Source organism: Veronia nyctiphanis (assembly GCF_004116385.1).
In the GTDB taxonomy this organism is placed as follows: domain Bacteria; phylum Pseudomonadota; class Gammaproteobacteria; order Enterobacterales; family Vibrionaceae; genus Veronia; species Veronia nyctiphanis.
Map to the genome: position 1 here is coordinate 242,989 of NZ_PEIB01000002.1, position 20,624 is coordinate 263,612.

The 20,624-nt window shown below is 44.6% G+C and carries 20 protein-coding genes and 2 pseudogenes; 8 read left to right on the forward strand and 14 right to left on the reverse strand.

Going from position 1 to position 20,624, the window contains the following annotated elements:
* Positions 1-154 precede the first annotated feature (154 nt).
* Together CS022_RS02990 and CS022_RS02995 are read left to right on the forward strand one after the other, a co-directional pair.
* Positions 155-1,444 (forward strand): VCBS repeat-containing protein, encoded by a 1,290-nt coding sequence (locus tag CS022_RS02990; RefSeq protein WP_129121030.1) that lies wholly within the window; start codon positions 155-157, stop codon positions 1,442-1,444.
* Positions 1,445-1,963: 519 nt separating this feature from the next.
* Complete coding sequence (locus CS022_RS02995; protein ID WP_129121031.1) at positions 1,964-3,484, forward strand: aldehyde dehydrogenase family protein; 1,521 nt, start codon at positions 1,964-1,966, stop codon at positions 3,482-3,484.
* Positions 3,485-3,543: 59 nt separating this feature from the next.
* Here CS022_RS02995 and CS022_RS03000 read toward each other — a convergent pair whose 3' ends face one another.
* Complete coding sequence (locus CS022_RS03000) at positions 3,544-5,514, reverse strand: fatty acid desaturase (RefSeq protein WP_129121032.1); 1,971 nt, start codon at positions 5,512-5,514, stop codon at positions 3,544-3,546.
* 249 nt (positions 5,515-5,763) lie between these two features.
* Here CS022_RS03000 and CS022_RS03005 point away from each other — a divergent pair, with 249 nt between their 5' ends.
* From CS022_RS03005 to CS022_RS27130, 3 genes and pseudogenes are all read left to right on the forward strand, one after another.
* Positions 5,764-6,963 carry an amino acid deaminase/aldolase gene (locus CS022_RS03005; RefSeq protein WP_201746193.1) on the forward strand — a complete coding sequence of 400 codons (1,200 nt, stop codon included), beginning with the start codon at positions 5,764-5,766 and terminating at the stop codon, positions 6,961-6,963.
* Between the two features lie 60 nt (positions 6,964-7,023).
* A pseudogene (locus CS022_RS27125) lies at positions 7,024-7,788 on the forward strand (FAD-binding protein); the annotation flags it as partial.
* A 49-nt stretch (positions 7,789-7,837) separates the two neighbouring features.
* Positions 7,838-8,323: a D-arabinono-1,4-lactone oxidase gene (locus CS022_RS27130; RefSeq protein WP_268967859.1), complete on the forward strand. Its 486-nt coding sequence runs from the start codon at positions 7,838-7,840 to the stop codon at positions 8,321-8,323.
* Between the two features lie 398 nt (positions 8,324-8,721).
* Here the strand turns inward: CS022_RS27130 and CS022_RS03015 are convergent, their stop codons facing one another.
* Together CS022_RS03015 and CS022_RS03020 are read right to left on the reverse strand one after the other, a co-directional pair.
* Entirely contained in the window at positions 8,722-9,843 is a 1,122-nt protein-coding gene (locus CS022_RS03015) for a type 1 glutamine amidotransferase domain-containing protein (protein ID WP_129121034.1), read from the reverse strand.
* A 13-nt stretch (positions 9,844-9,856) separates the two neighbouring features.
* Entirely contained in the window at positions 9,857-10,174 is a 318-nt protein-coding gene (locus tag CS022_RS03020; RefSeq protein WP_129121035.1) for a hypothetical protein, read from the reverse strand.
* 1,586 nt (positions 10,175-11,760) lie between these two features.
* Here CS022_RS03020 and CS022_RS03025 point away from each other — a divergent pair.
* On the forward strand, positions 11,761-12,621 hold the full coding sequence (locus tag CS022_RS03025; RefSeq protein WP_161569542.1) for an alpha/beta fold hydrolase: 861 nt from the start codon (positions 11,761-11,763) through the stop codon (positions 12,619-12,621).
* 41 nt (positions 12,622-12,662) lie between these two features.
* Here the strand turns inward: CS022_RS03025 and CS022_RS03030 are convergent, their stop codons facing one another.
* Positions 12,663-12,860: a hypothetical protein gene (locus tag CS022_RS03030; RefSeq protein WP_129121037.1), complete on the reverse strand. Its 198-nt coding sequence runs from the start codon at positions 12,858-12,860 to the stop codon at positions 12,663-12,665.
* Positions 12,861-13,044: 184 nt separating this feature from the next.
* Here CS022_RS03030 and CS022_RS03035 point away from each other — a divergent pair, with 184 nt between their 5' ends.
* Positions 13,045-13,239: a hypothetical protein gene (locus CS022_RS03035; RefSeq protein ID WP_129121038.1), complete on the forward strand. Its 195-nt coding sequence runs from the start codon at positions 13,045-13,047 to the stop codon at positions 13,237-13,239.
* Positions 13,236-13,808 (forward strand): hypothetical protein, encoded by a 573-nt coding sequence (locus CS022_RS03040; protein ID WP_129121039.1) that lies wholly within the window; start codon positions 13,236-13,238, stop codon positions 13,806-13,808. Before CS022_RS03035 ends, CS022_RS03040 begins: the two co-directional genes overlap by 4 nt.
* A 48-nt stretch (positions 13,809-13,856) precedes the next feature.
* Here the strand turns inward: CS022_RS03040 and CS022_RS03045 are convergent, their stop codons facing one another.
* The 10 genes and pseudogenes from CS022_RS03045 to CS022_RS25805 all read right to left on the reverse strand — a co-directional run bounded on the left by CS022_RS03045 (position 13,857) and on the right by CS022_RS25805 (position 20,623).
* Positions 13,857-14,078, reverse strand: a complete 222-nt coding sequence (locus CS022_RS03045; RefSeq protein WP_129121040.1) for a DUF6500 family protein — start codon at positions 14,076-14,078, stop codon at positions 13,857-13,859.
* Positions 14,079-14,312: 234 nt separating this feature from the next.
* Complete coding sequence (locus CS022_RS27940) at positions 14,313-15,284, reverse strand: PKD domain-containing protein (protein WP_408057200.1); 972 nt, start codon at positions 15,282-15,284, stop codon at positions 14,313-14,315.
* A complete protein-coding gene (locus CS022_RS27945; protein WP_408057205.1) occupies positions 15,194-15,937 on the reverse strand; it encodes a M6 family metallopeptidase in 744 nt (247 codons plus the stop codon). The genes CS022_RS27940 and CS022_RS27945 overlap by 91 nt, the downstream gene beginning before the upstream one ends.
* A 42-nt stretch (positions 15,938-15,979) precedes the next feature.
* Positions 15,980-16,218 (reverse strand): annotated as a pseudogene (locus tag CS022_RS27950) (immune inhibitor A domain-containing protein); the annotation flags it as partial.
* Positions 16,206-16,307 (reverse strand): hypothetical protein, encoded by a 102-nt coding sequence (locus tag CS022_RS28395; protein WP_456243282.1) that lies wholly within the window; start codon positions 16,305-16,307, stop codon positions 16,206-16,208. The pseudogene CS022_RS27950 and the gene CS022_RS28395, both read right to left, overlap by 13 nt.
* Complete coding sequence (locus tag CS022_RS27955) at positions 16,282-16,848, reverse strand: immune inhibitor A domain-containing protein (protein ID WP_456243283.1); 567 nt, start codon at positions 16,846-16,848, stop codon at positions 16,282-16,284. Before CS022_RS27955 ends, CS022_RS28395 begins: the two co-directional genes overlap by 26 nt.
* Before the next feature lie 74 nt (positions 16,849-16,922).
* The gene (locus CS022_RS27960) at positions 16,923-17,102 is read right to left on the reverse strand and encodes a hypothetical protein (protein WP_408057201.1); all 180 of its coding nucleotides are present in this window, start codon (positions 17,100-17,102) and stop codon (positions 16,923-16,925) included.
* Between the two features lie 124 nt (positions 17,103-17,226).
* Entirely contained in the window at positions 17,227-17,535 is a 309-nt protein-coding gene (locus CS022_RS03055; protein ID WP_129121041.1) for a hypothetical protein, read from the reverse strand.
* A gap of 701 nt (positions 17,536-18,236) precedes the next feature.
* Positions 18,237-19,079, reverse strand: a complete 843-nt coding sequence (locus tag CS022_RS03060; RefSeq protein ID WP_201746195.1) for a cytosine permease — start codon at positions 19,077-19,079, stop codon at positions 18,237-18,239.
* Between the two features lie 374 nt (positions 19,080-19,453).
* Positions 19,454-20,623, reverse strand: a complete 1,170-nt coding sequence (locus CS022_RS25805) for a sigma-54-dependent Fis family transcriptional regulator (RefSeq protein WP_235869213.1) — start codon at positions 20,621-20,623, stop codon at positions 19,454-19,456.
* Position 20,624: the final 1 nt, after the last annotated feature.

Here is a 20,624-nt window from a genome sequence, read left to right on the forward strand (position 1 = left end):
ATCTCACCAAGTTAGTGATACTAGACATTGCAGAGTAGATGAGAATAAATCCAGTCATAACACACTCTGTTGTTATTCAGCGGTCAATTATCAATTTGGGGAAATTCAAATTAAAAATTGAACCTAGAGCCAGAGAGTTCCGAGGAGAGTCACAATGACAATGATGCAGATTTTACCTATTGGGCCAGGTACCCCAATTATACCCGGAGTGAACACACCGCAAGTAATGATTGCACCGCAAGTAGCGGCAATGCCCATCGCAGAACCAACTTCGGCGTCATATCACCCAATGGGCTTTTTTCTTGCGCAGCGTCAGTTGCAACAACAGATGGCGATGCTCGGAATGCTTCAAAATAGCAGCCCACTTCAGCTTTCTCAGTTTAATCGCTTCATGCCTTCTCCCTTCGGATTCTCTCCAGCGCCATTTTTACCGGGGCAGGGGCTTCAATATGCGCCATTAACGAACTTTGGAATGGCAAACAATCTGAACTTTGGTAATAACTTCGGCATGGGACCTAATTTTGGTTTCGGTAACCGAGTTGGTAATTATGGCCCTGGAATAGCAACTGCTATCCCTGTCCCCGTGCCAGCCCCTGCAGTAGCGACTGCGAGGCCTGGTCCAGGACATGAATATTGGAATAGCCACCCAGCATTAAAAGATGCAGTATGGGGACCAGGTAACGGTAGGATTAACGAACGCGAAATCATAGGCGGATATGAGGGCGGATGGCTTTGCCAGCACGGTGGCTACAAGAAAAATAAAGATGGCAGTTTCGAAATCACCAAAGGACAGTGGGCTGACCACAAATGTATTTGGATTGAAGAAAGAAAATGTTATCACGTGGTGTGTTGTAAATCCGGCCACTCCAAAGGCTGCTGGAAGCCGCCGGGCGGTCACAACAAAGTTGCCTCTCCGCTTACGTTTGACCTTAACGGCAACGGTAAAGTCGATACCACCAAAGGCGGTAAAGCGTTTGATATCAACGGCGACGGAAAAGTTGATAACACAGCTTGGGCAGGCAAAGGTGATGGTGTTCTGGCGTTTGACGCAAACGGCGATGGTCGTGTGGGTACTGACGGTAAAGAGCTGTTTGGTAACAATGCCGACATCGACGGTGATGGCAGAGCTGATGGTCTGAAAAATGGTTTCGACGCGCTCAAAGCATTGGCGATTAAACACCTTGGTCAACAAGCGGTTGCTGATGGCAAACTCAACGCTGAAGAACTCGCCGTGCTGGAGCAACGTGCAGGTCTGACTATGGTCGTTAATGGCCAGAACCAATCACTGGCTGATTTGGGTATCACTGAAATCAACCTTGGTTATCAAGAAGCAGGCTTGAATGCTGATGAAAATGGTAACCAGCACAGACAGGTTGGTGCCGGCTTCACAATGAACGGTAAAGAGCAACAAGCTGTCAATGATGTCTGGTTCCAATATCAGTAACTGACACGTTCTGAGCAAAGAGAAATGGCCGCTCTTATCCCTGGCGGCCATTTTTCGTTTTAATGATCTCAATCACTCCAGTGTTACTAATCCCTGTCTTATATTTCGACTAACAAACAGCCCCAGTGATTTACGCCTCTGTAATAGCTTCCCACATCTATTTTTTGGAGCGACTTCTTTCTAAGTCGTGCATCCTCACTGTGAGAGTAGTTATCACCTTCTTTGTTTTTGTTCGAGCCAAATAGCGCAATGCGGAACTGGTGGCTCTTACGACTCCCAGTTCTAAAGCTCATTATTACTGGCCCACAGCCAGTAATAGCCTGATCTATAAATTCTTACGACGCATTACGTTAAATCAGAAAGAACTAATTCAAAACTGTGTGCGTAACTAACTTTGTTATGCAATTGACGTTATATTTTCCCAATGAGGAAATTGACACCGTGTTCCTAACGAAATCGGTCAAAGCAGTTGAAGGATAATCGGATTCAGTCCTCGTTGTGCGAAACAAGGAGATGAAAATGATTTATGCCAAACCCAATGAAAGTGGTGCAGTCGTTCAGTTCAACAAAAGGTACGAGAACTATATCGACGGTGAATGGCGTGCACCCTTAGCAGGTAAATATTTTGACAATATTACCCCGGTAGATGGCTCGGTCATCTGTGAAATACCCCAGTCAACGGAGCAAGACATCAATCTTGCCCTCGATGCTGCTTACCGCGCGTTCGAAACATGGTCTTTTACCAGCGTGACTGAGCGTTCCAACCTGCTCCTTAAAATCGCAGATATTGTCGAGCAAAATAGCGAAATGCTGGCACTGGCTGAGACATGGGACAACGGAAAGCCTATTCGTGAAACCATTAACGCCGACATTCCTCTAGTGGTTGATCACTTCCGCTATTTCGCGGGTGCAATCCGCTCACAAGAGGGAGCAACTGCTGCGCTAGACGCAGACACATGGAGTTACCACATGCACGAACCTATTGGTGTTGTGGGGCAAATCATTCCATGGAACTTCCCGTTGCTAATGGCTGCGTGGAAGCTTGCTCCCGCATTAGCGGCCGGATGCTGCGTGGTGTTGAAACCCGCAGAGCAAACGCCCGTGTCTATTCTAAAAATGTTTGAGCTTATTGGCGACGTCATCCCTAAAGGCGTAGTTAACGTTGTCAATGGGTTGGGCGAGGATGCAGGACAGGCGCTGGCATCGAGCAAACGCATTGCGAAAGTTGCTTTTACTGGTTCCACCGAAATCGGCCAACACATTATGCGTTGTGCGGCAGAGAATATGATCCCATCAACGGTTGAGCTTGGTGGTAAGTCTCCCAACATCTACTTTGGTGACATATTCGATTACGAGAATGAATACGCCGATAAATGCATTGAGGGCATGCTGTTGGCGTTTTTCAATCAAGGAGAAGTGTGCACCTGTCCATCACGAGTATTGGTGCATGAGTCGATTTATGACAAATTCCTCGACCGCGTAGTCTCTCGCGCTGAAACCATAAAGCAGGGTAATCCACTCGATACCGAAACCCAAATCGGTGCTCAGGTGTCGCTTGAGCAACATGATAAAATCATGAACTACATCAGTATTGGTGAACGGGAAGGCGCAAAAGTTCTGACGGGAGGCAGCAAAGCCAATGTGACAGACACCTTGTCCTCGGGTTTCTATATCCAGCCGACGATATTGAGCGGTACCAACGATATGCGAGTATTTCAGGAAGAAATTTTCGGCCCAGTCACAGGCATTGTGCCTTTCTCAAACGAGGCTCAAGCTATCGACATTGCCAATGACAGTATCTATGGCTTAGGCGCAGGCGTGTGGACAAGAGATACGAATCGAATCCATCGTATGTCACGTGCGGTGCAGGCTGGGCGGATATGGGTAAATTGCTACCACGCGTACCCCGCACATGCGGCATTCGGCGGATACAAACGTTCAGGTATTGGTCGAGAGACTCACAAAATGGCACTGTCCAACTACCAGAACACCAAAAATGTGCTCATTAGCCACAACGTGAATCCTCTAGGTTTCTTCTAAACCCTCGCTGAGAAGTCGATAAAAGGCCACCGTAAGGTGGCCTCTTTTCATGCTGGGTATTAACGACTCCATTCCTTTATCTGAAGTTCACTCTCTGGGTGACATTGGCACGCTAAGGTGTAGCCCGCCTCTTGTTCACTGGCTGTAATACCAGGCACAGATTTATCAATGGGTTTCACAGCGCCTTTGGTTACCCTGAATTTACAGGTGCCGCATGTGCCGTTGCCACATGCGTGAGGCAAGGTAATACCATTGGCTGCTGCGACCTGCAGGATTGTTTGGTTTGAAGCCACGTTAATGACGTAATCGCTGCCATCAGACAACAAAATATTTATTTCATGCTGCTTACCCTTTGGTGCAGCGGCCAGTGCAACAAAGGCTTCAACGTGTACCCGTTGGTCGTCGATATTATTCTCAGAGAGAAACTCTGTTACCGAATTCTTAAGACCCTCAGGGCCACAGATATAAAAATCAGTTTGAGCAGCAGAATCCGCCGCTTTGATTGATGGCAGAAGATCACGAAGCATGGCTTTATCAAGCCGTCCAATTATGCTTTTCCAACTTACGCCCTCTGATAGGCAGGCGCCCGAAGAAAAGACAAAGTCGACCTTCAGGCAATTTGAATACACCGTCATTAGTTCACTGATTTTGTCGGCGAACATGATGTTGTTGGCGTCTCTGCAAGCGTAAATCAAATGCACCGTGGCGTTTTTGCTAATCAGCGCCGATTCCATGATTGCCAGAACAGGCGTGATACCACTCCCTGCGGCCACGAGAACAAGATGATCGACGGGCTTACTATGTTGGGCAGGATAAGAAAAATCACCGAAAGGACCACGGACAATCAGCTCATCACCCACGTCGAGATCGTCGTTTAAAAAACCAGAAAAAAGCCCTTGTTCGACCTTCTTCACGCCAATTTGCAGCTCGCCATTTTCAGGTGCTGAACTCAGTGAATAACAACGTGTCTGGTGTTCATTGTTAAGCCACTTACTCACCGTAATATATTGCCCAGCACGATAATTAAGGCGTTCCCCTTCAGGCAAAGCTAAGCTCACCTCAACCGAATCACCTGTCAATGAACGGATAGACGCTACCGAGAGCAACATATTGACAGCATCGCCTTTATCTTTGAGTCCGCTAGCCAAGGGAGACTTCAAAAATCGTGGTCGTTCGCCACTGAAAATGTCTTCAATTGGAGCGCCTTTCGAATCCAAATAAGGCAAGATTTTCTGATAGACACCTTGGTATTTGTACCAAGGTAACCGCGGATAGAGGTGATGAATAAGGTGGTAGCTTTGTCCCAGTAATAAAATGTTCCAAAGCTGCCCCGGAAAGATCCTTGTGTTTTGGTATCTGTCCTGAGATTTGTGAGGGTGATGCGGAATGTAATCAAAAAACAAAGGCAACACGATCACAGCGATAATACCGGGAAAAAACACAAAAGCTAAAAACTCATCGCTGTAGCCAGCATTGATCATGTAAGTAACAGAAGAAATGGTTATCGCCAGATAGACAAGCGTGCTGACATAAGTGCTTGAAAAAGTCTTTAAATGACGTAAAGACGTGACAGACATCAAGTGGTAACGAAAGGGTATCCACATGCAATTAAGCAGCACCATATACCACTGTTCACCCAGAGTGAAATGATCAGGGTCCCGCTCCGGGTCATTGGTAAAGGCATGATGACGGTCATGAATTTTCTGAAAAAAACGATAGGGAACAATCAGCAGAGGAAGTGAGGATATCCAGCCAAGTACGTCTTCCAGCGGTTTCAACGGTGAACCCATTTTTACAATACCGCCATGTCCGGCGTCATGCATCACCGTAAAGCTGGCATAGGCAAGGTAGCCGCATATCAAGGCTGAAAGAAAATAGGGAATATGACCAGCAAGCGAAAAATAAATAGTAACCGCGTAACCTAGAACAATTGCAAAGAAAAGAGAGACTGTGCCCCATGCTACGCCCGGCATAAATCGTTGCCACACATCTGAATAGTGTTCTTGCCTTATTTCACTAATATCTGTCATTGCATTTCATCCATACGTTTTTTTTGGTGTCTCTATATAATTAGTTCAATTGCTCTAAACAGCTGTTCTTAGTGATGAGAATGCATCAATATTCATTGCGCCTTGTCGCGCATTTCATATTCATAAAGGCTCAAAAACTGTTTTCTGTATGTTTTGTGAATCTGCAAGCAGTGCAATTAGAGCATCTTCCCTAATATCTCCATTCATAATTAACCCTAAATGCATTCTGCAGAACAGGACGTATCATTGATGAAAAAAGTCGCAAGGGACTACGCCTTCTATCGGAGCTTGTTCAAAGACACCGAAAAACCTTTTGCCTATGTCGATCTGGATTTATTTGATGCCAACGCAAATGCACTGAAAGGCAGGGCTGGCGATAAGAAGATCAGAATCGCATCCAAATCTGTTCGCTGCCCGTCGCTGATCAAACGACTTCTTGATTCAGACAGCCAATTTCAGGGAATCATGAGTTTCCATCCTGATGAGGCTGTGTATCTCAGTCAGCAAGGTTTTGACGACATTTTGATGGGTTATCCGATTTGTCACCCACAGAAAATTCGGGCGATGGGCATGGAGATAAAGCGCGGTAAGAGGTTGATTTTGATGATTGACAGCCCTGAACACGTGGCGCTTATCGATGCAATAGGCCAGGAATTAAATGTGACGTTCCCCGTGTGTCTTGATGTCGATATGTCAACACGGTTTCCGTTTCTTCACTTCGGTGTAAGACGCTCCGGAGTCACCACGCCTGAGTCTGCATTGCCTATTTATTATGCGACCAAAGCTTCAACATCTGTTCGTCTTGTGGGTGTCATGGGCTATGAAGCGCAAATCGCAGGTCTTGCCGACAACGTGCCGGGGCAGGGTGCGCGCAATTGGCTGATACGCAAATTAAAAGCGCGATCAGTGAAAGATGTAGCAGAGCGCAGAGCCAATATCATAAAAACGTTGGAAGAGCAGGGCGCAGAACTCGAACTTGTCAACGGCGGTGGTACGGGTAGCCTTGAAAGCACCATCAAAGAAGCCGTTGTTACGGAGGTGACTGTCGGCTCCGGTTTTTATTCCTCAGCACTGTTTGACGATTATCTGGCATTTAAACATCAACCCGCCGCGGGGTTTGCCATCGAGGTGGTTCGCCAGCCAACACAAAATATTTATACCTGTCTGGGGGGAGGCTACATCGCTTCAGGCCAAACAGGTACCGACAAACAGCCAAAGCCTTATTTACCTCACGGCCTAAGCCTCAGTCAAAGCGAGGGAACCGGTGAAGTGCAAACACCCATTACTTACACAGGAGCAGAAGCGCTGGAATTCGGCGCTCCGATATTTTTCCGTCACAGCAAAGCCGGAGAACTCTGTGAACGCTTCAACCACGTTCATCTCATCAAAGACGATAAATTAGCTGGAATCACATCGACATATCGCGGCGAAGGGCAATGCTTTTTATAACTGAATGCCACGCATATCGATGGGTAAATAGCCATGCTGTAAATAACGTAGAGGAATTTTATGTCAGTCACAGTCAGTAATTGGGGAGAAACCCTACGTTTCACACCAGAAGAAATACAAAAACCAACGTCACATGAAGAAATCGTTCGGCTTGTCGAGCAGGCAAATCAACAACATCGTTCCATTCGAATCATTGGTTCAGGCCATAGTTGGACGCAACTGATAGAAACCAGCCAGATATTGATTTCTCTTGATGACTACCAAGGCCTTGAAGCCGTTGATAAAGAAAACGGAACAGTCACCGTGAGGGCTGGCACCAAACTCCGCGCGCTCGGTGAGCTCTTATTTGAACATGGATTGGCAATGGAAAACCTCGGCGATATCGATGTTCAGTCTCTCGCCGGCGCACTCAGCACAGGGACACATGGCACAGGTGCTGAGTTCAAAACACTCGCAAACCAGATAGACGCGCTGACATTGGTAACCGGGCAGGGCAAAGTGATCGAATGCTCAGAGCAAAATAATTCCGAGGTGTTCAAAGCAGCACAAATTTCGCTTGGTGCAATGGGCATCATCACACGCATTAGGTTAAAAGTTATCCCTGCTTACAAACTCAAGCTACAAACCGATAAAGTAGAACTGGATACGTTACTGGGGAATTTAGATGACCATATCAAAAAGCACAGAAACTTCGAGTTTTACTGGTTTCCCTACACCAAAATCACCCAGATAAAATGCGTCAACAAGACCGATGAACCGCTGAAAAACGTCGGTCTAGCAAAGAAAATGAACGACGTAGTGCTGGAGAACGCCATTTTCGGCCTGTTAAGCCGTTTTTGCCCGTCGTTTTCCGCGCCATGCAAAAACCGTGAGTATGATTTGCGCCTTGGCAGTATCAAAAGGCACCTTTATCAATCACAGCCACAGAATATTTGCCACCAAACGGTTAGTGAAATTCTACGAAATGGAATACAACATTCCTGCAGAACATTTCATCACCGTCATTAAAGAGATTGAAACCTGCATCAACGAACATCAGTTTCAGGTGCATTTTCCCATCGAGTGCCGCTGGGTAAAGGCCGACGACATTACGATAAGCCCGGCTAACGGACGTGATTCCGCCTATATTGCAGTTCATATGTATAAAGGCATGGCATATCAGGAATACTTTGATGCGATTGAAGCAATCTTTAAAAAGTATGATGGCAGGCCTCATTACGGAAAAATACATACCTTACAGAGAAAAGATTTCGAACAGCGGTATCCTGGCTGGCAACGTTTTGTGAACATTCGTCATCGGCTCGACCCCAAGGGCATCTTCCTGAATGATTACCTTCAGAAAATGTTTGGAAGAAACTAAAACGGATTTCCTCACAAAAAAGCAGCTTCGCCTGAGATCATCACTGGCGATCAGGCGGAGTCATCGTAATAAGATAATTAATCATTTTTACACACCCATGGGTAAAAAATGGCGAATTATCTATTTTATGGTAAATAGCGTTAAATGCGCACTGGATCTTACTCACCACGAGAGATGCCACTGGATTTGAAAAGGGGTGAGGCCTATGGAGGCAAATAAGTGAAGATTTCAATCTAACGCTAATCGTATTTAACATAAGATAGATAATGCGCACTGGGGGTTCATAATTTAACATTTGGCACATTTTGTGATGTATAAAAAAATAAAGCCCGTACTTCGGGCTTTATTTTCTGCTGTCCCATAAAACTCCCTACCTAAGTTCCTTGACCACGCTTTGACTATAATGCGATGGTTTTCAACATATCCAGTGCTGGTTGAAAATCCGGTGTCGATGCCAACAATTGATTTAATGTGCTTACCGCCGCTTTATTTTGTCCAAGCTTCATTTGCACTTTCGCAATTTGAATGTCGAGTTGTGGATTATTTATCTCTTTCTGAGCGAATTGCATCAAACCAAGGGCATTCTCTAACTCTTGGTTCTCACTCGCGACTTGTAAATAATATAAACCATACATGCTGACCAATGGCACATTGTACTTGTTTGGAGACTGTTTGATTTCCGCAAGCGCCGTCGCCTGACCTTGTAAGTATTTGGCGACCAACTTCAAGGTTTCGTCACCGTTATAGTGCGGCATCGACGTTGGCGTTTGGCCTAGTGATTTCACAACTGCACTCGCAACATCCACCGTTGATGCCGGATTTTGGCCAGTGATTAAACGACCGTCTACCGCAACATGGCTCAGCATCATTTCACTAGACTGAAATTTTCCGCCGCGCTCAATGAGTTTGTCTTGCAACATAAATTCAAATTCTGGCAACCATTTCTTGCCAAAAAACTGCTCTTCCGTATTGGTGAAACCATTTACGCGACGGTTTGTCACTAAATAGCCGCCATCGGATAAGGTTACATTCACCAATGCCGCTGGGCCATGACAAACAGCCGCAACAGTGCCCTCGTTTTCATAAACGTCGGCAATCAGCGCCTGCAGTGCTGTGTCTTTTGGTAGGTCGAACATGGCACCTTTGCCGCCGACTACGAACACCGCTTGGTATTCATCAGCAGCAACATCCGCCAATTTCAGCGTATTGGTTAATTTTGCCATTGCCGTTTTGTCGGCAAGCAGTGCCGCATTGTAAACTTCTTTTGGATTATATTTATCAGCTTCGACCTCGCCGCCTTTTGGGCTTGCAATATCGATGGTCATGCCGTTTTGTTTAAACACCAAATAGGCTTTTGACAGTTCGCTAAATTCATAGCCCGGGCGCACCTCTCCTTGTTGTTCGCCGTGACCTGATAACACCATCAATACCTTGCCGCTGGGTTTCGCTGCAACTGCGCCAGCAAACAATAAGGTGATGAAGAATAAGCTTGTTTTCACGAGTCCAAATAATCGTTTCATTTCAGTTCCCTCCTTAGGTTGTCGATAGAATGGCAATGAGCGCGTGAAACGAATGTGAAATCGACAATCTTTTTAGTTCTACGCCAATAAATCTCGATTTGAGGTGATTAAACTGCGTTTGCCGGCATATCCGCCCAGCCCAACAACGGCTGACACGATCAAACACAAGGTGGACAGTAATCACCACCAATTTGGCTGATATACGACCGAGAACTCCGATTGGTAAATAAGTAACCCAGCCATTACTAATGCGGTTTAGGCCTTTTTCTCCTTCCCCTGTCGCCGATAGCGCACAGAGTAGAAGCACAGTGGCGAAATGGGAATCAGACACAAGAAAAATCCTTGACTGTATTACGGTGGGTAAATGAGCCGTAAATATAGGTTAAATGCTTGATCAAAAAGCAACGATAGATTGAGTTACACTTAAACAAGAAAACTAAGCATGTATAGGAATAAAGCAAAAAATTTAGATCTGAGTGAAAATTTAGCAGTGGAAATAGTAAATATTCGTTGACTGAGCGCTTAGAAGTAGATTTTTATGGGATAATATTAGGTTCTATAAATACATTTATGAAGAACCAAATACTCAAGGCGAACCGATTAGTGATGATGTTATAACTGCGTCAGGTCATTACCCTGCCTAGACGTTTTATCAATTTTATTGATTATTTTAAATTTGTTTCGCGTTCTTCTATTAATCTATGAGGGTATAAATTAAATTTTTATGTGAGATTAAAGTCGCCTACGGCGACTTTTCTATTATAATTTTTTAATAACTAATTAGTAGTTACATATTCAATCTCTATAAATTGTTTTTTCCCATTAAAGTCTGTAGTGTCTCTGGAGTAATAAAGTCGAAGACCATCTTTTCTATATATTTCTTTTATGGTCATTTTAACAAGCCCTAGCCCTTTAGCGGTCCTTGTCCATACACCACTTTCAAAGGTATTATAAACCTCTCTCGTTGAGCCAATTATACTCTTATATACACATTTCCCTAAAAAAACTGACACTCACGGTAGCGTGACACAATATCATATGGGTAGTCAGCTCTTTTTTTATACTCTATTTTTCTTCTATTTTGTATGAAACTGGATTATCGATATTATCGTAATCAACGCTCTCAAAATATACAATACCATTATTGATATTAGTGACTTTGTTGTAGTAATAGGGCTTTAATAAAACTGAATATGGTACATTTCCCCCAGTCACTAAGTAATCTAATTTTCACAAACTATGGCTATATTGTATTCATCGTTAAGATTTTCAGGAGTTAAAACATTATCAGCATATTGACTAGTTATTTTTCAATCACCTTGTTAGACTTTTCTTTGTACAAGGTATAATTGTCTTTTTCTGTAGTACTATTTTCACTCGCGCATGCTGTTACTAGTATTGATAATGTTAAAGGGAAAACATTTTTCATCTTGTATTCCTTGGTTCTACTTTTTAGAACGAGTGAGATTCTACTCGAGTAGTAACTTTGATGAGGCAATACTGTTAGTATTTTTGACTTTCTACCAGAATTTAAACTGTTTCTTGAATGAGTTCATGACTCAATACCTCTTTGCAATAAGAGGCTCACACCTGGCGCCTTTTCAGTGGTCGGCGCTTATTCGTCGGAAATTCATTTTAAGCCCTTTGAGCTTGTTTTTCATCCAACGAATACTGACCCCTATTTGGTATTAGCCATCGCATCAGCGAGATTCCCGCCACAACATAACTTCTAGAGGTACCACGATGACGATCTGTCACCTAAATTAGAATATTTATTCGATTTATAGTGAAAACTCCAAGAATCAGATAATCTTTGTTGTCAGATAACGATTGGGTCGCTAAGAATAGGTGTGCATAACACGTATTACGCCCCCTACTCCGGCGGGTTTCGATAGAGATATGGAGAATTGCGTACACATGGAAGTACAAAAGGTCACATTGCCAGACGGCCACCACACAGAGGTTCACTGGAGTCATCCCCCGGTTCAACCACAAGGTGTGGTGATTTTAGTCTCCGCGCTCGGTGTTTCTGTTGACTACTATCGCGGTCTGGTCAAGCAATGGTCTGAGCGTGGCTATATCATTGCGCGTTTTGAATCTCGCGGCATGCGCTACAGCTCAGTCAACGATGTTATAAACGACAACTTTGGCTACCGGGAAGTGCTTGATGTTGATATGGCGACCATTATTCCATTCATTACGCAACAATATCCCGATTTGCCCGTTTGGCTTTGCGGACACAGTTTGGGTGGTCAGTTTGCTCTGATGTATGCCAGTGATTATTTACCAAATCTTGAAGGCGTGATGTTATTGGCAGCAGGCAGCAACCATTTCAGAACTTTGAAATCCTCCATAGCGGTAACCCGCAGGCAACTTGAAATTAAAGCAATACGTGTGGTTAACCAATGTATGGGTTATTTCCCCGGTCACCGAGTGGGGTTTGGTGGCAAACAGCCGAAGAACCTGATGGCTGACTGGTCCTATGAAGGGCTAACCGGCAGGTACAAGGTGGTTAACTCAGATAAGGATTACAATGTTTTGCTCAAAGAGCTGGCGCTGCCTGTAATGATGATTTCATTCGCGGGCGATCATTGGGTGCCGAAACGCAGTGCAGACAGATTGGCAGAAAAACTGATCCATTGCTCTGTTGTACAAAAGGAACTGTCTTACTCGTGGAAGAGCAAGCCCGTTGACCATTTTACTTGGTCAAAGGCACCGGAGCAGGTGCTGGATGCCTTTGAGGAATGGGTGGCGTCAGAAAAACGAAAGGTGGCCTAATTGGCCACCTTTCGTTGGTATATTTGAAGCGTGATGCCAAATTACTTGAGCAGAGCCGCTGCAATTTTTCCCAGTAACTGGATAGTCAAAGGGATTACCCTAATTGCATCAAATGGGTTCAAACTACTGATTATTTTTCCCATTGTCGCTGTTGCCTGCAACATGACATCGCCCTTTTGAGCAAGCGACATCCCCCCAAATACATTTTCTGCTTCATTCATCGATACAACGTGTTTCATACCGCCCACCGTTTTGTTTATTTGCCTTAGTACAATTTAGAATAGATACTCGACTATTTCTTGTCGCAAAAGTTGTACTTATCGTAGGTAGTCAGCGGATTATATTCACCTTGTGTCATTTAATTAATTTGAAGGGATTCCTCAAAGATTCACTCTGATTTTGATGTCTTTGTGTCGGGTAATTATGATTCGCGAAGAATTGTTCAGCAATTTGTATCGACATGGCTTTACTCTCTCCGATATTGCAAAGCAGCAGTCACTGCTTATCCGTGACGTCATCAAGGAAAACATCGTGAAAAAATACTTCTTACTCTTATTAATGGCAGTTAGCAGTTCTGTTATTGCGGAAATACGCCCAAACCTCTCCCTGAAGCATTGAAGAAAACAATTGAAGCAAACCAAAGTGAAAATGCTTACCTACCGATTATTAAGCCGGGAGACTGGGTTGGTGTAAAGCACGGAGCAGTGAGGCAAACCTTGATAGGTACACCTGAAAACCCAATGCTTGTAACGGCTTTCGGGATGGAAACTCCGGACAGCTTTGTATTTTTAATGATGAGAGAAAAAGAAAAACTGAATTTAGGAAAAACCGTTGAGAATGCTTTTGACAACCTTGATGCATTGACTTTCGATGTTCGACTCTTGCCATCTCTTGATAATCAAGGGGTAAGCGCGAATGCAGAATCATTCAGCAGTGAGATGATACTTTCGAAAAAACACATGAATGCCATTCATAAACTCATTGGTTCACAGTCACTGTATGTATCAATTCCTCGCCGGAGTGTATTTCTTGCGGTATCAGCAGAGGCATCAGAAGACGTGCTTAATAAGTTTATTTATGTTCACCTGACAAATTGGCAAGACGACAGCTTTGGTAACCCGCCCATTACAGATAAATTATTCGTTGTTGAAGAGGGTGAAATAGCAAGTATTGTCTCTTTAGACTGATTCTGGTTGCCAGTCGCTGATACCCGATAACGACTGGCAATATATTTATCAGTGTCTTTCACTCTCAATGATTTGAATGATCTTTACCGCTTTTTCGAAGTGATCGAGCTTGTGAGTTTGAATCCACCATGTTGCGGCTTCCATTAACAAATCTGGGTCATCGTTTTTGTTAGCGAAGAAGGCATAAAACGAAACACCTACACCCTCGCCTTTCTTTTCGATTTTATTCTGACAAACCTTGACGACTTTTTCTCTGAGTGATGAGCGCACCTAGTTTTCCTTTATGTTTCAAATGACGGAGAGCGAATAGTAGTGGGGTTTTGAAGGTATAGGAACATTTACTGTTTATATATACAGTAAATTGTGACGCGTGGTGAAAGTGTTACTTTTTTAAACAGTATGGCCGTCTTTAACCTCATTTATTGCTGGGCGCATAGAGTTTATAGCGGAATAAAAAAGCCCCGTTTTCACGGGGCGATATTTTATTGCTTTGAGGGCAGGTGTTTAATCCCATAAGCCTTTTACATTGATGGTCTGTGTTACTGTTGACTGACCGCCATGGTTATCTGTAATGGTCAGTGTTACATCGTACTCACCGCTTTCAGCATACTGGTGCCAGCTCGCCCACGCAGCGCCACTGTTTTGCTCTCCGTCACCAAAGCTCCATGCGTAGTCAACAACACTGCCGTCAGAGTCTGATGAGAATGAGGTAAACAGTACCCAATGACCAAAGTGGTGAACCGTTAACTCAGGCTGAGGTGCGATATTTGAAACCACATCCTGAACCACGGTACCTTTCTGACCATATTGATCTGTCACCGTTAAGGTGACTGAGAAGGTACCAACGCCGGCATAGGTGTGAGTTGGGTTTTGTTCATCTGATGTTACGCCGTCACCGAAATCCCATAGCCATGATGTCACTTCACCCTCTTTGTCTGATGATGCATCAACAAAGCCAATGGTGTAGCCGTTTGACTCGGTTCCGAATGCGGCAACAGGCGCATCGTCATCAAGGGTAATTTCAAGCACACCGTAGTGATTGTCTTCTGCTTGCTCAACCACCGCGATTTTCAGCCCGTAAGATTGCAGCAATTTACCTGCATCTGGTTGTCCCGGATTAGAGTAGTCAGCGCGGTCATCGAAGCTAGCTGTCGCAACCAGTGAATCATCGATGAGTTCATTGCCGTCTTGCTGACGAACAAGCAGTGGCTCCTGATCTTGCAAGCTGAACGCGGCATCGCGAACCTGGAAGCGTGTTTGTGCAGCTTCACCTTTATCTGACCATGAGATCACAGATTGGTCTGCATCAACAACGCCCAGCCAACCTTCACCCGGGTGGTTACCGACCCAGTTGTCATCCATCGCTTCGTCGGCGTACCAAACAATCAGGCCTGGCTCAAATGACCAGTCATTACCAAAGCGCTTAAGGTGTTTAAGGCCTTGGTCAACACCTGCATGGCTGCGCCATTGCAGCATGTAGTAGTGGTTGTATTCGGCATAGCATCATTTTTCACGTAACCCGCAAGGTCAAACTTACTTTGTTCTGACTCTGCATCGTCAGCCAGTATGACCTCACCGTCAGCAACAACAGCAATGTTATCGGCATAGAAGCCCTGCTCTATCCAACCACCGTCTGTGATATATTCAAGAGTAAGCACAACGTCTTGGCCCGCGAAAGCTGTCAGGTTATAAACAGCAGGTACCCAGCCATCCACATTTTCCGGGTGGTCTACCGAGAAGCTTGATACTGCTGGTACTAAGCCCATTCCGTGTGGGTCATTCATGGTAGTGATGTTGCCGGGAATCGCTTTGCCGTTTACCAGCACCCGCGCAAAATCGTAGTCAGGTTCAACCGCATAGAAGGTATCAAACGTCAGCGCGATATTGCTCGCTTCCGGCAGCGTAAGTTTCACTGACATGGCATGATGAAGATCGTCGCCTTTACCGGAGTAGTATTGATATTCGCCTTCATACGGCAGTTGTTCTGCAATACGTTTTTCAGGTAAATCAATACGTACATGGTTGGTACCATCGTTGTTGGCCACCGTCTCACTCAATCTGACTTTTGTGGTTTTTCCCGCCAAATCGTTGAGTCGGTATTTCTCTGATTTCAGCCAGTTTCCGCCCATCTGTGCGTGAAGGAATTCTTTCGCCCATGATGAGAATGCCGTTGGCTCTGAACCCGGAATTTTACCCGCCATGAACCTGAAGACATGACTGACCAGTATGAAACCGGCTCGCCTTCGCCAGTGTATTGGGTGTCATATTCATCGGGAAGACCCAGATCGTGTGCGTATTCGTGCGCACAGACGCCTGCGGCAGCATCAATCGGTTGAACAGTATAATCATACGCAGCGTATTTTCCGTCCCAGTTTGGCAGGCCGCTGCTTGTGCCATCTAAACGGAACACACTACCCAGGTTCCAACGGTGTGACCAAATTGCATCAGGCCAATCGCGCCGCCACCCGCTTCTTCACCCACTGAGGAATGGAAGATCATTAGATGGTCTATCAGCCGTCTGGTTCAAATTTGTTGCCGTCGCCATCGAGATCGTAGCGGTCTTCTTTATCAAAATCAGCAAGGTTAATAGAGGGTCTTTCGCCAGTGCCATCAACGCTTCGCGAACCAGTTCGCGAGCATTGGCGTCGTTACCACCAGATGGTGTTTTAGCACCATAAAATGCCGCTGGGTGTTTTGCTGTGTACCAGCCAGCCACACTTCCGCTGACGCTGTATGAACCGCCTGACTCCTGCTCATAGAACTGGCGCATCGTCAGCAGGTCTTCCCCACCCGGCCCTTCGTAACCTTCACCAAACAATAATCCATCGTAGTGTTTGACGGGATAGCTTGGGTAAAACATGTTGGTCAGCTCTGGCGTCAGACGGTTGTCATCGTGCGGCAGATCAGGGAAGTCAATCAGTATTGCCAGAACACGGTCCGTGCGTGCCGCTTCGGTAAATGTCGAGAAGAAACTGGCATGGCTATGATGGTGATCGCCGTCGTGATGATGATGATCGTGACCCGCCATTTTTTTCAGCAACGCAGATTTATTCTCCTGCGCCTTTTTCGATAATTCGCCTGTATCGACGGGCTGTTGTGCTGATACGTATGCCTCTAACGCAGTTTGATTTGTTCTGGCGTCGCATCTTGTGGCAAGGCACCCGTGCGTTTCAGGAACGCAACGACCTGTTCCTCGTTGAGTAAATTTCTGTCGATGGGTGTCTGGGCAAGTGCACCACCTACCAGTGAACTGCTAATCACAGCGGCTAGCAAGCATTTAGAAAGGTTTCTCATCCTAGATGTATTCCTTATCCGTAAGAAAATTGCAGGGGCTCATACCCACTGCGATGTTTATCAGATGGCCGTTAGCACCGTTTCAAAACGTGTTGAAATGGTCTGCTTACCGGCCACTTTGATTTCATTCACTGTTACTTTTTGGCGAGTTTAACGAAGGCTTCTTATGCTTTTTTTCCGAGTGGTTTGTCTGTGTTGATAGGTAAGCGTTAACCATTCTCGATATTTGTTTTTCACTCATGTCTTTGGTAATGCAACCTTGACGCTTGAGATAAGCGATGATCATTTCTTCATTTGCTATCATTCTTTGCTGTTGTTGCTCTTTAGGTTCGTCAGAAATACTTTTGGTCAGTGACGAACAGACTTCACTGCCTACAGTAATCGCGGGTATAAAAAGCAGAACTATGCAGAGATGAAAAGAGATTGCCTTCATGATTTACAAATCAGTAACAGTATTATTTAAAATAAAATCATATTGTTACTACAAAGAGAATGATCGAAAATGAGTTTGCGATTTGTATCTTGTAAAAAAGCGTATGGCATACAGTAATATCAATTTATTAAGGTGTTTGATAACAAGATAAGTTTTTAGCTATTGACGATGTAACATTTGATCTTTAACGGGGGTATTTCTTCTTTCTCGGAATACTTAATTCCAGTTAAATCGCTATATAAAACGTAAAATTAGCTGGCTTTATTAATTTGAAGCATGGCCTTGTTGAATATTTGTTAATTATTAATTTCAGCTTAATTATTACTCGTTCGTAGTACAGGCCATTATCAACACTATCTGTAACCAGTAAGATATGGTGAAAATCCTCAATCACGTTCAATCTCATTGCTATTGCTATTGCTATTGCTATTGCTATGTGTTTAAGGTCAAAGCCATATTTTGCCTGTAATTTTTTATTGCCTATTAATGAAACGCCGATCCCGCTAACTGCTGATTTATAGACGGTAATCGGAAATGACTCAGATACCCCCTAAATTTTATATTACCCTTACCTTTATCGAGCAGGCGTTCACCAAGACGCAGAAAAAGAGTGATCACAAGAAGCGGTGCGTTATCGACTGTACTAGAGAAAACCATGATCGGAACGGAAATGCCCGTTGCGCCTGAAACCATAAGGCCAATTAAGCCCATGAAAAGCGTACGAGGTAGAATCGACATGGCGAGATTGTGGTCAACAGCCCTTTCTCTGTTCCTTTCTTCAACTCGCGGGAATAATCACTGACGTTAAGCATCATGGTGCTGTAGATACCAAGGAACAGCATAGCGGCAGACCAGAATTCAACGCCCCACGTGCCTTCAATGTTGACAAGATTGGTCGTTATTTCATCGCAATATTTATTGATAATACTGATAAACATATAGACAAGCGAGATCAGGATGAAGCCACTGCCGATGTTCTCAAGCCACTTTATGCCTTGAAACCCGAAGATGGACAAACCAATTTGAATAAACTGGAATAAGATGAAGTATATCACCATGTTGTCGTAACCGAATAAGGTGGCAGATACCGCATTTAATGCCCTTGCCCCGACCCATGACTGGAATCCGTACCAGACAATTGCAGGAACCGCCCGGACAATGCCCGGTAACTTTGTACCAACAAAACCAAAGGCTGAACGCGCCTGAACCATAAACGGAATGCCATATTTATATCCAGCTTCACCGTTTATCACCAAGCAATACCAATGACAGGGCCTTGCGCGGCTTCTTGCACAGCATACACCCGGGTCACCAAAACCCGCGACGATGTACGAATCGGTGCCTTCTTGCTCTCCTTTTCTTATTTCGTCCAACACGCCAATAACACTCAGCGCCTCGTCGAAGTGTGACTCGATAGATTCAGGGCCTGTTTCCGGACTCCGATAAAGGATCTTGGTTCCTTCTGAGGCAACGCTTTGCGCCGTTTGCCCCATTTTCTTTGTCATGGATGTCGATGTATTTGGATTAATGAGTCTGAGCTTCATTTACATCTTGACCTTATTATTACTTACAAAGTTATATTTATATTTTCAACAACATCTCTTTCTAATTATTTACAATATTTGAGGTAAAGATGATAACGGAAAATAAGAAAAAAATTCAATGTGATAAAAATAAAAAAGAGAGTTTGTGTAGCGGTTATTCGATATTTTGATTATTTATTGCATAGAAACCACAGATTAGGAGAGTGTGAAAAGCCTTTATGTTAGATATAAATTGTCATCAATTTTTTAATTAATTGATGACAATTATAAGGAGGAATATAAGAGCATGAAAAGAATGGGGAAAGATATCAATGAGCGTTGGAATGGTTAAGCAAAGGCGCGGTATCTACAAGACGATACGATTTATTTAGTATTTACTTTATTCCTAACTCTTTCAGGCGTTTATAAATCGTGTTTCTACTCACACCCATGATATTAGCCACTTTGGTAATGTTCTGCTCCATCGCTTGATAGAGATCAGGCAATGATTGACGCCAGTCCTGTTCAGCGGAGTGGCCATCAGGGATTTCAGGATCAAGTACTTCATTGATACCTTCGAGATCAAAGTAAAAGTCGTCAGGTAAATCGTTGATATGAATTTCATCTTGCTCAGCCAGTGCCGAGGATACTCTGAGCACGTTGGCAAGTTGACGAAGGTTGCCCGGCCAACGATGACTGTTCATCAGGTTGAGCACGTCTTCGTTTATTGCCTTTGGCGATCCGCCCTGACTTTGCTCTATCAGGATGAGTTTTACCAGTTCAGTGAGATCACTTCGGTTTCTGAGTGACGGCAAAAATACGGTGAGGCCATTTACCCGATAGTAAAGGTCTTCTCGGAAGGTTTTGTTTTTTACCCCCTCCCTGAGTGAATGGTGCGTTGCGCAGACTAAGCGAAAGTCGACGGAGTAACTTTCTGTTGTCCCCAAAGGTGTCACGCTTTTTTCCTGCAAAACGCGGAGCAACCTCGCTTGGACGCGTAACGGCATATCACCGATTTCATCTAAAAATAACGTACCGCCGTGCGCTTCGCGAATATAGCCCGAACTTCCTTTGTTGTTGGCACCGGTAAACGCGCCTCTTACATAACCAAATAACTCAGACTCAACCAACTCTGAAGGGATTGCTGCGCAGTTAACCGCCACAAGTGACGATTTAGCCCGCTCAGAAGAACGGTGAAATGCCTGCGCAAATATCTCTTTTCCTGACCCAGTTTCTCCCTGAATCAGTAGCGGAATATCGCTGTTCACAATACTGCTTGCCTGAACAATCGCGCGTTTTATCTGTTTATCACCGAGGTCTAAATCATCAAGTCTGTAATGTGAAATCGGCTTGCTCACCTTACGAAGGTTAGGCTTCTCAGTTTGTGACGGTGTCACTGATTTGAATGACGATGGGACTTTTATCCCTCTGTTTACCGGGTGACGAAGTGCTGCAAACAAACGGTAATTCGCAATACCGACGAAAGGCAAAACGACCCTTTCGGGATGCGCCGATAACTGAAGTTTTGCGATGCCCGTGATGTCTTCAATAGAGAGACCTTTCAAC

Bases quoted from the DNA above. Each gene is read 5' to 3' on its own strand.
- CS022_RS02990 (WP_129121030.1), top strand. From the start codon at position 155: ATGACAATGATGCAGATTTTACCTATTGGGCCAGGTACCCCAATTATA.
- CS022_RS27960 (WP_408057201.1), bottom strand. From the start codon at position 17,102: ATGAGAAACCTTTCTAAATGCTTGCTAGCCGCTGTGATTAGCAGTTCA.
- CS022_RS03015 (WP_129121034.1), bottom strand. From the start codon at position 9,843: ATGAAACGATTATTTGGACTCGTGAAAACAAGCTTATTCTTCATCACC.
- CS022_RS27130 (WP_268967859.1), top strand. From the start codon at position 7,838: ATGATTTGCGCCTTGGCAGTATCAAAAGGCACCTTTATCAATCACAGC.
- CS022_RS03060 (WP_201746195.1), bottom strand. From the start codon at position 19,079: ATGAAGCTCAGACTCATTAATCCAAATACATCGACATCCATGACAAAG.
- CS022_RS02995 (WP_129121031.1), top strand. From the start codon at position 1,964: ATGATTTATGCCAAACCCAATGAAAGTGGTGCAGTCGTTCAGTTCAAC.
- CS022_RS27945 (WP_408057205.1), bottom strand. From the start codon at position 15,937: ATGGGCGGAAACTGGCTGAAATCAGAGAAATACCGACTCAACGATTTG.
- CS022_RS03000 (WP_129121032.1), bottom strand. From the start codon at position 5,514: ATGACAGATATTAGTGAAATAAGGCAAGAACACTATTCAGATGTGTGG.
- CS022_RS03035 (WP_129121038.1), top strand. From the start codon at position 13,045: ATGATTCGCGAAGAATTGTTCAGCAATTTGTATCGACATGGCTTTACT.
- CS022_RS28395 (WP_456243282.1), bottom strand. From the start codon at position 16,307: ATGATCTTCCATTCCTCAGTGGGTGAAGAAGCGGGTGGCGGCGCGATT.
- CS022_RS03025 (WP_161569542.1), top strand. From the start codon at position 11,761: ATGGAAGTACAAAAGGTCACATTGCCAGACGGCCACCACACAGAGGTT.
- CS022_RS27940 (WP_408057200.1), bottom strand. From the start codon at position 15,284: ATGCTGCAATGGCGCAGCCATGCAGGTGTTGACCAAGGCCTTAAACAC.
- CS022_RS03055 (WP_129121041.1), bottom strand. From the start codon at position 17,535: ATGAAGGCAATCTCTTTTCATCTCTGCATAGTTCTGCTTTTTATACCC.
- CS022_RS03030 (WP_129121037.1), bottom strand. From the start codon at position 12,860: ATGAAACACGTTGTATCGATGAATGAAGCAGAAAATGTATTTGGGGGG.
- CS022_RS03005 (WP_201746193.1), top strand. From the start codon at position 5,764: ATGAAAAAAGTCGCAAGGGACTACGCCTTCTATCGGAGCTTGTTCAAA.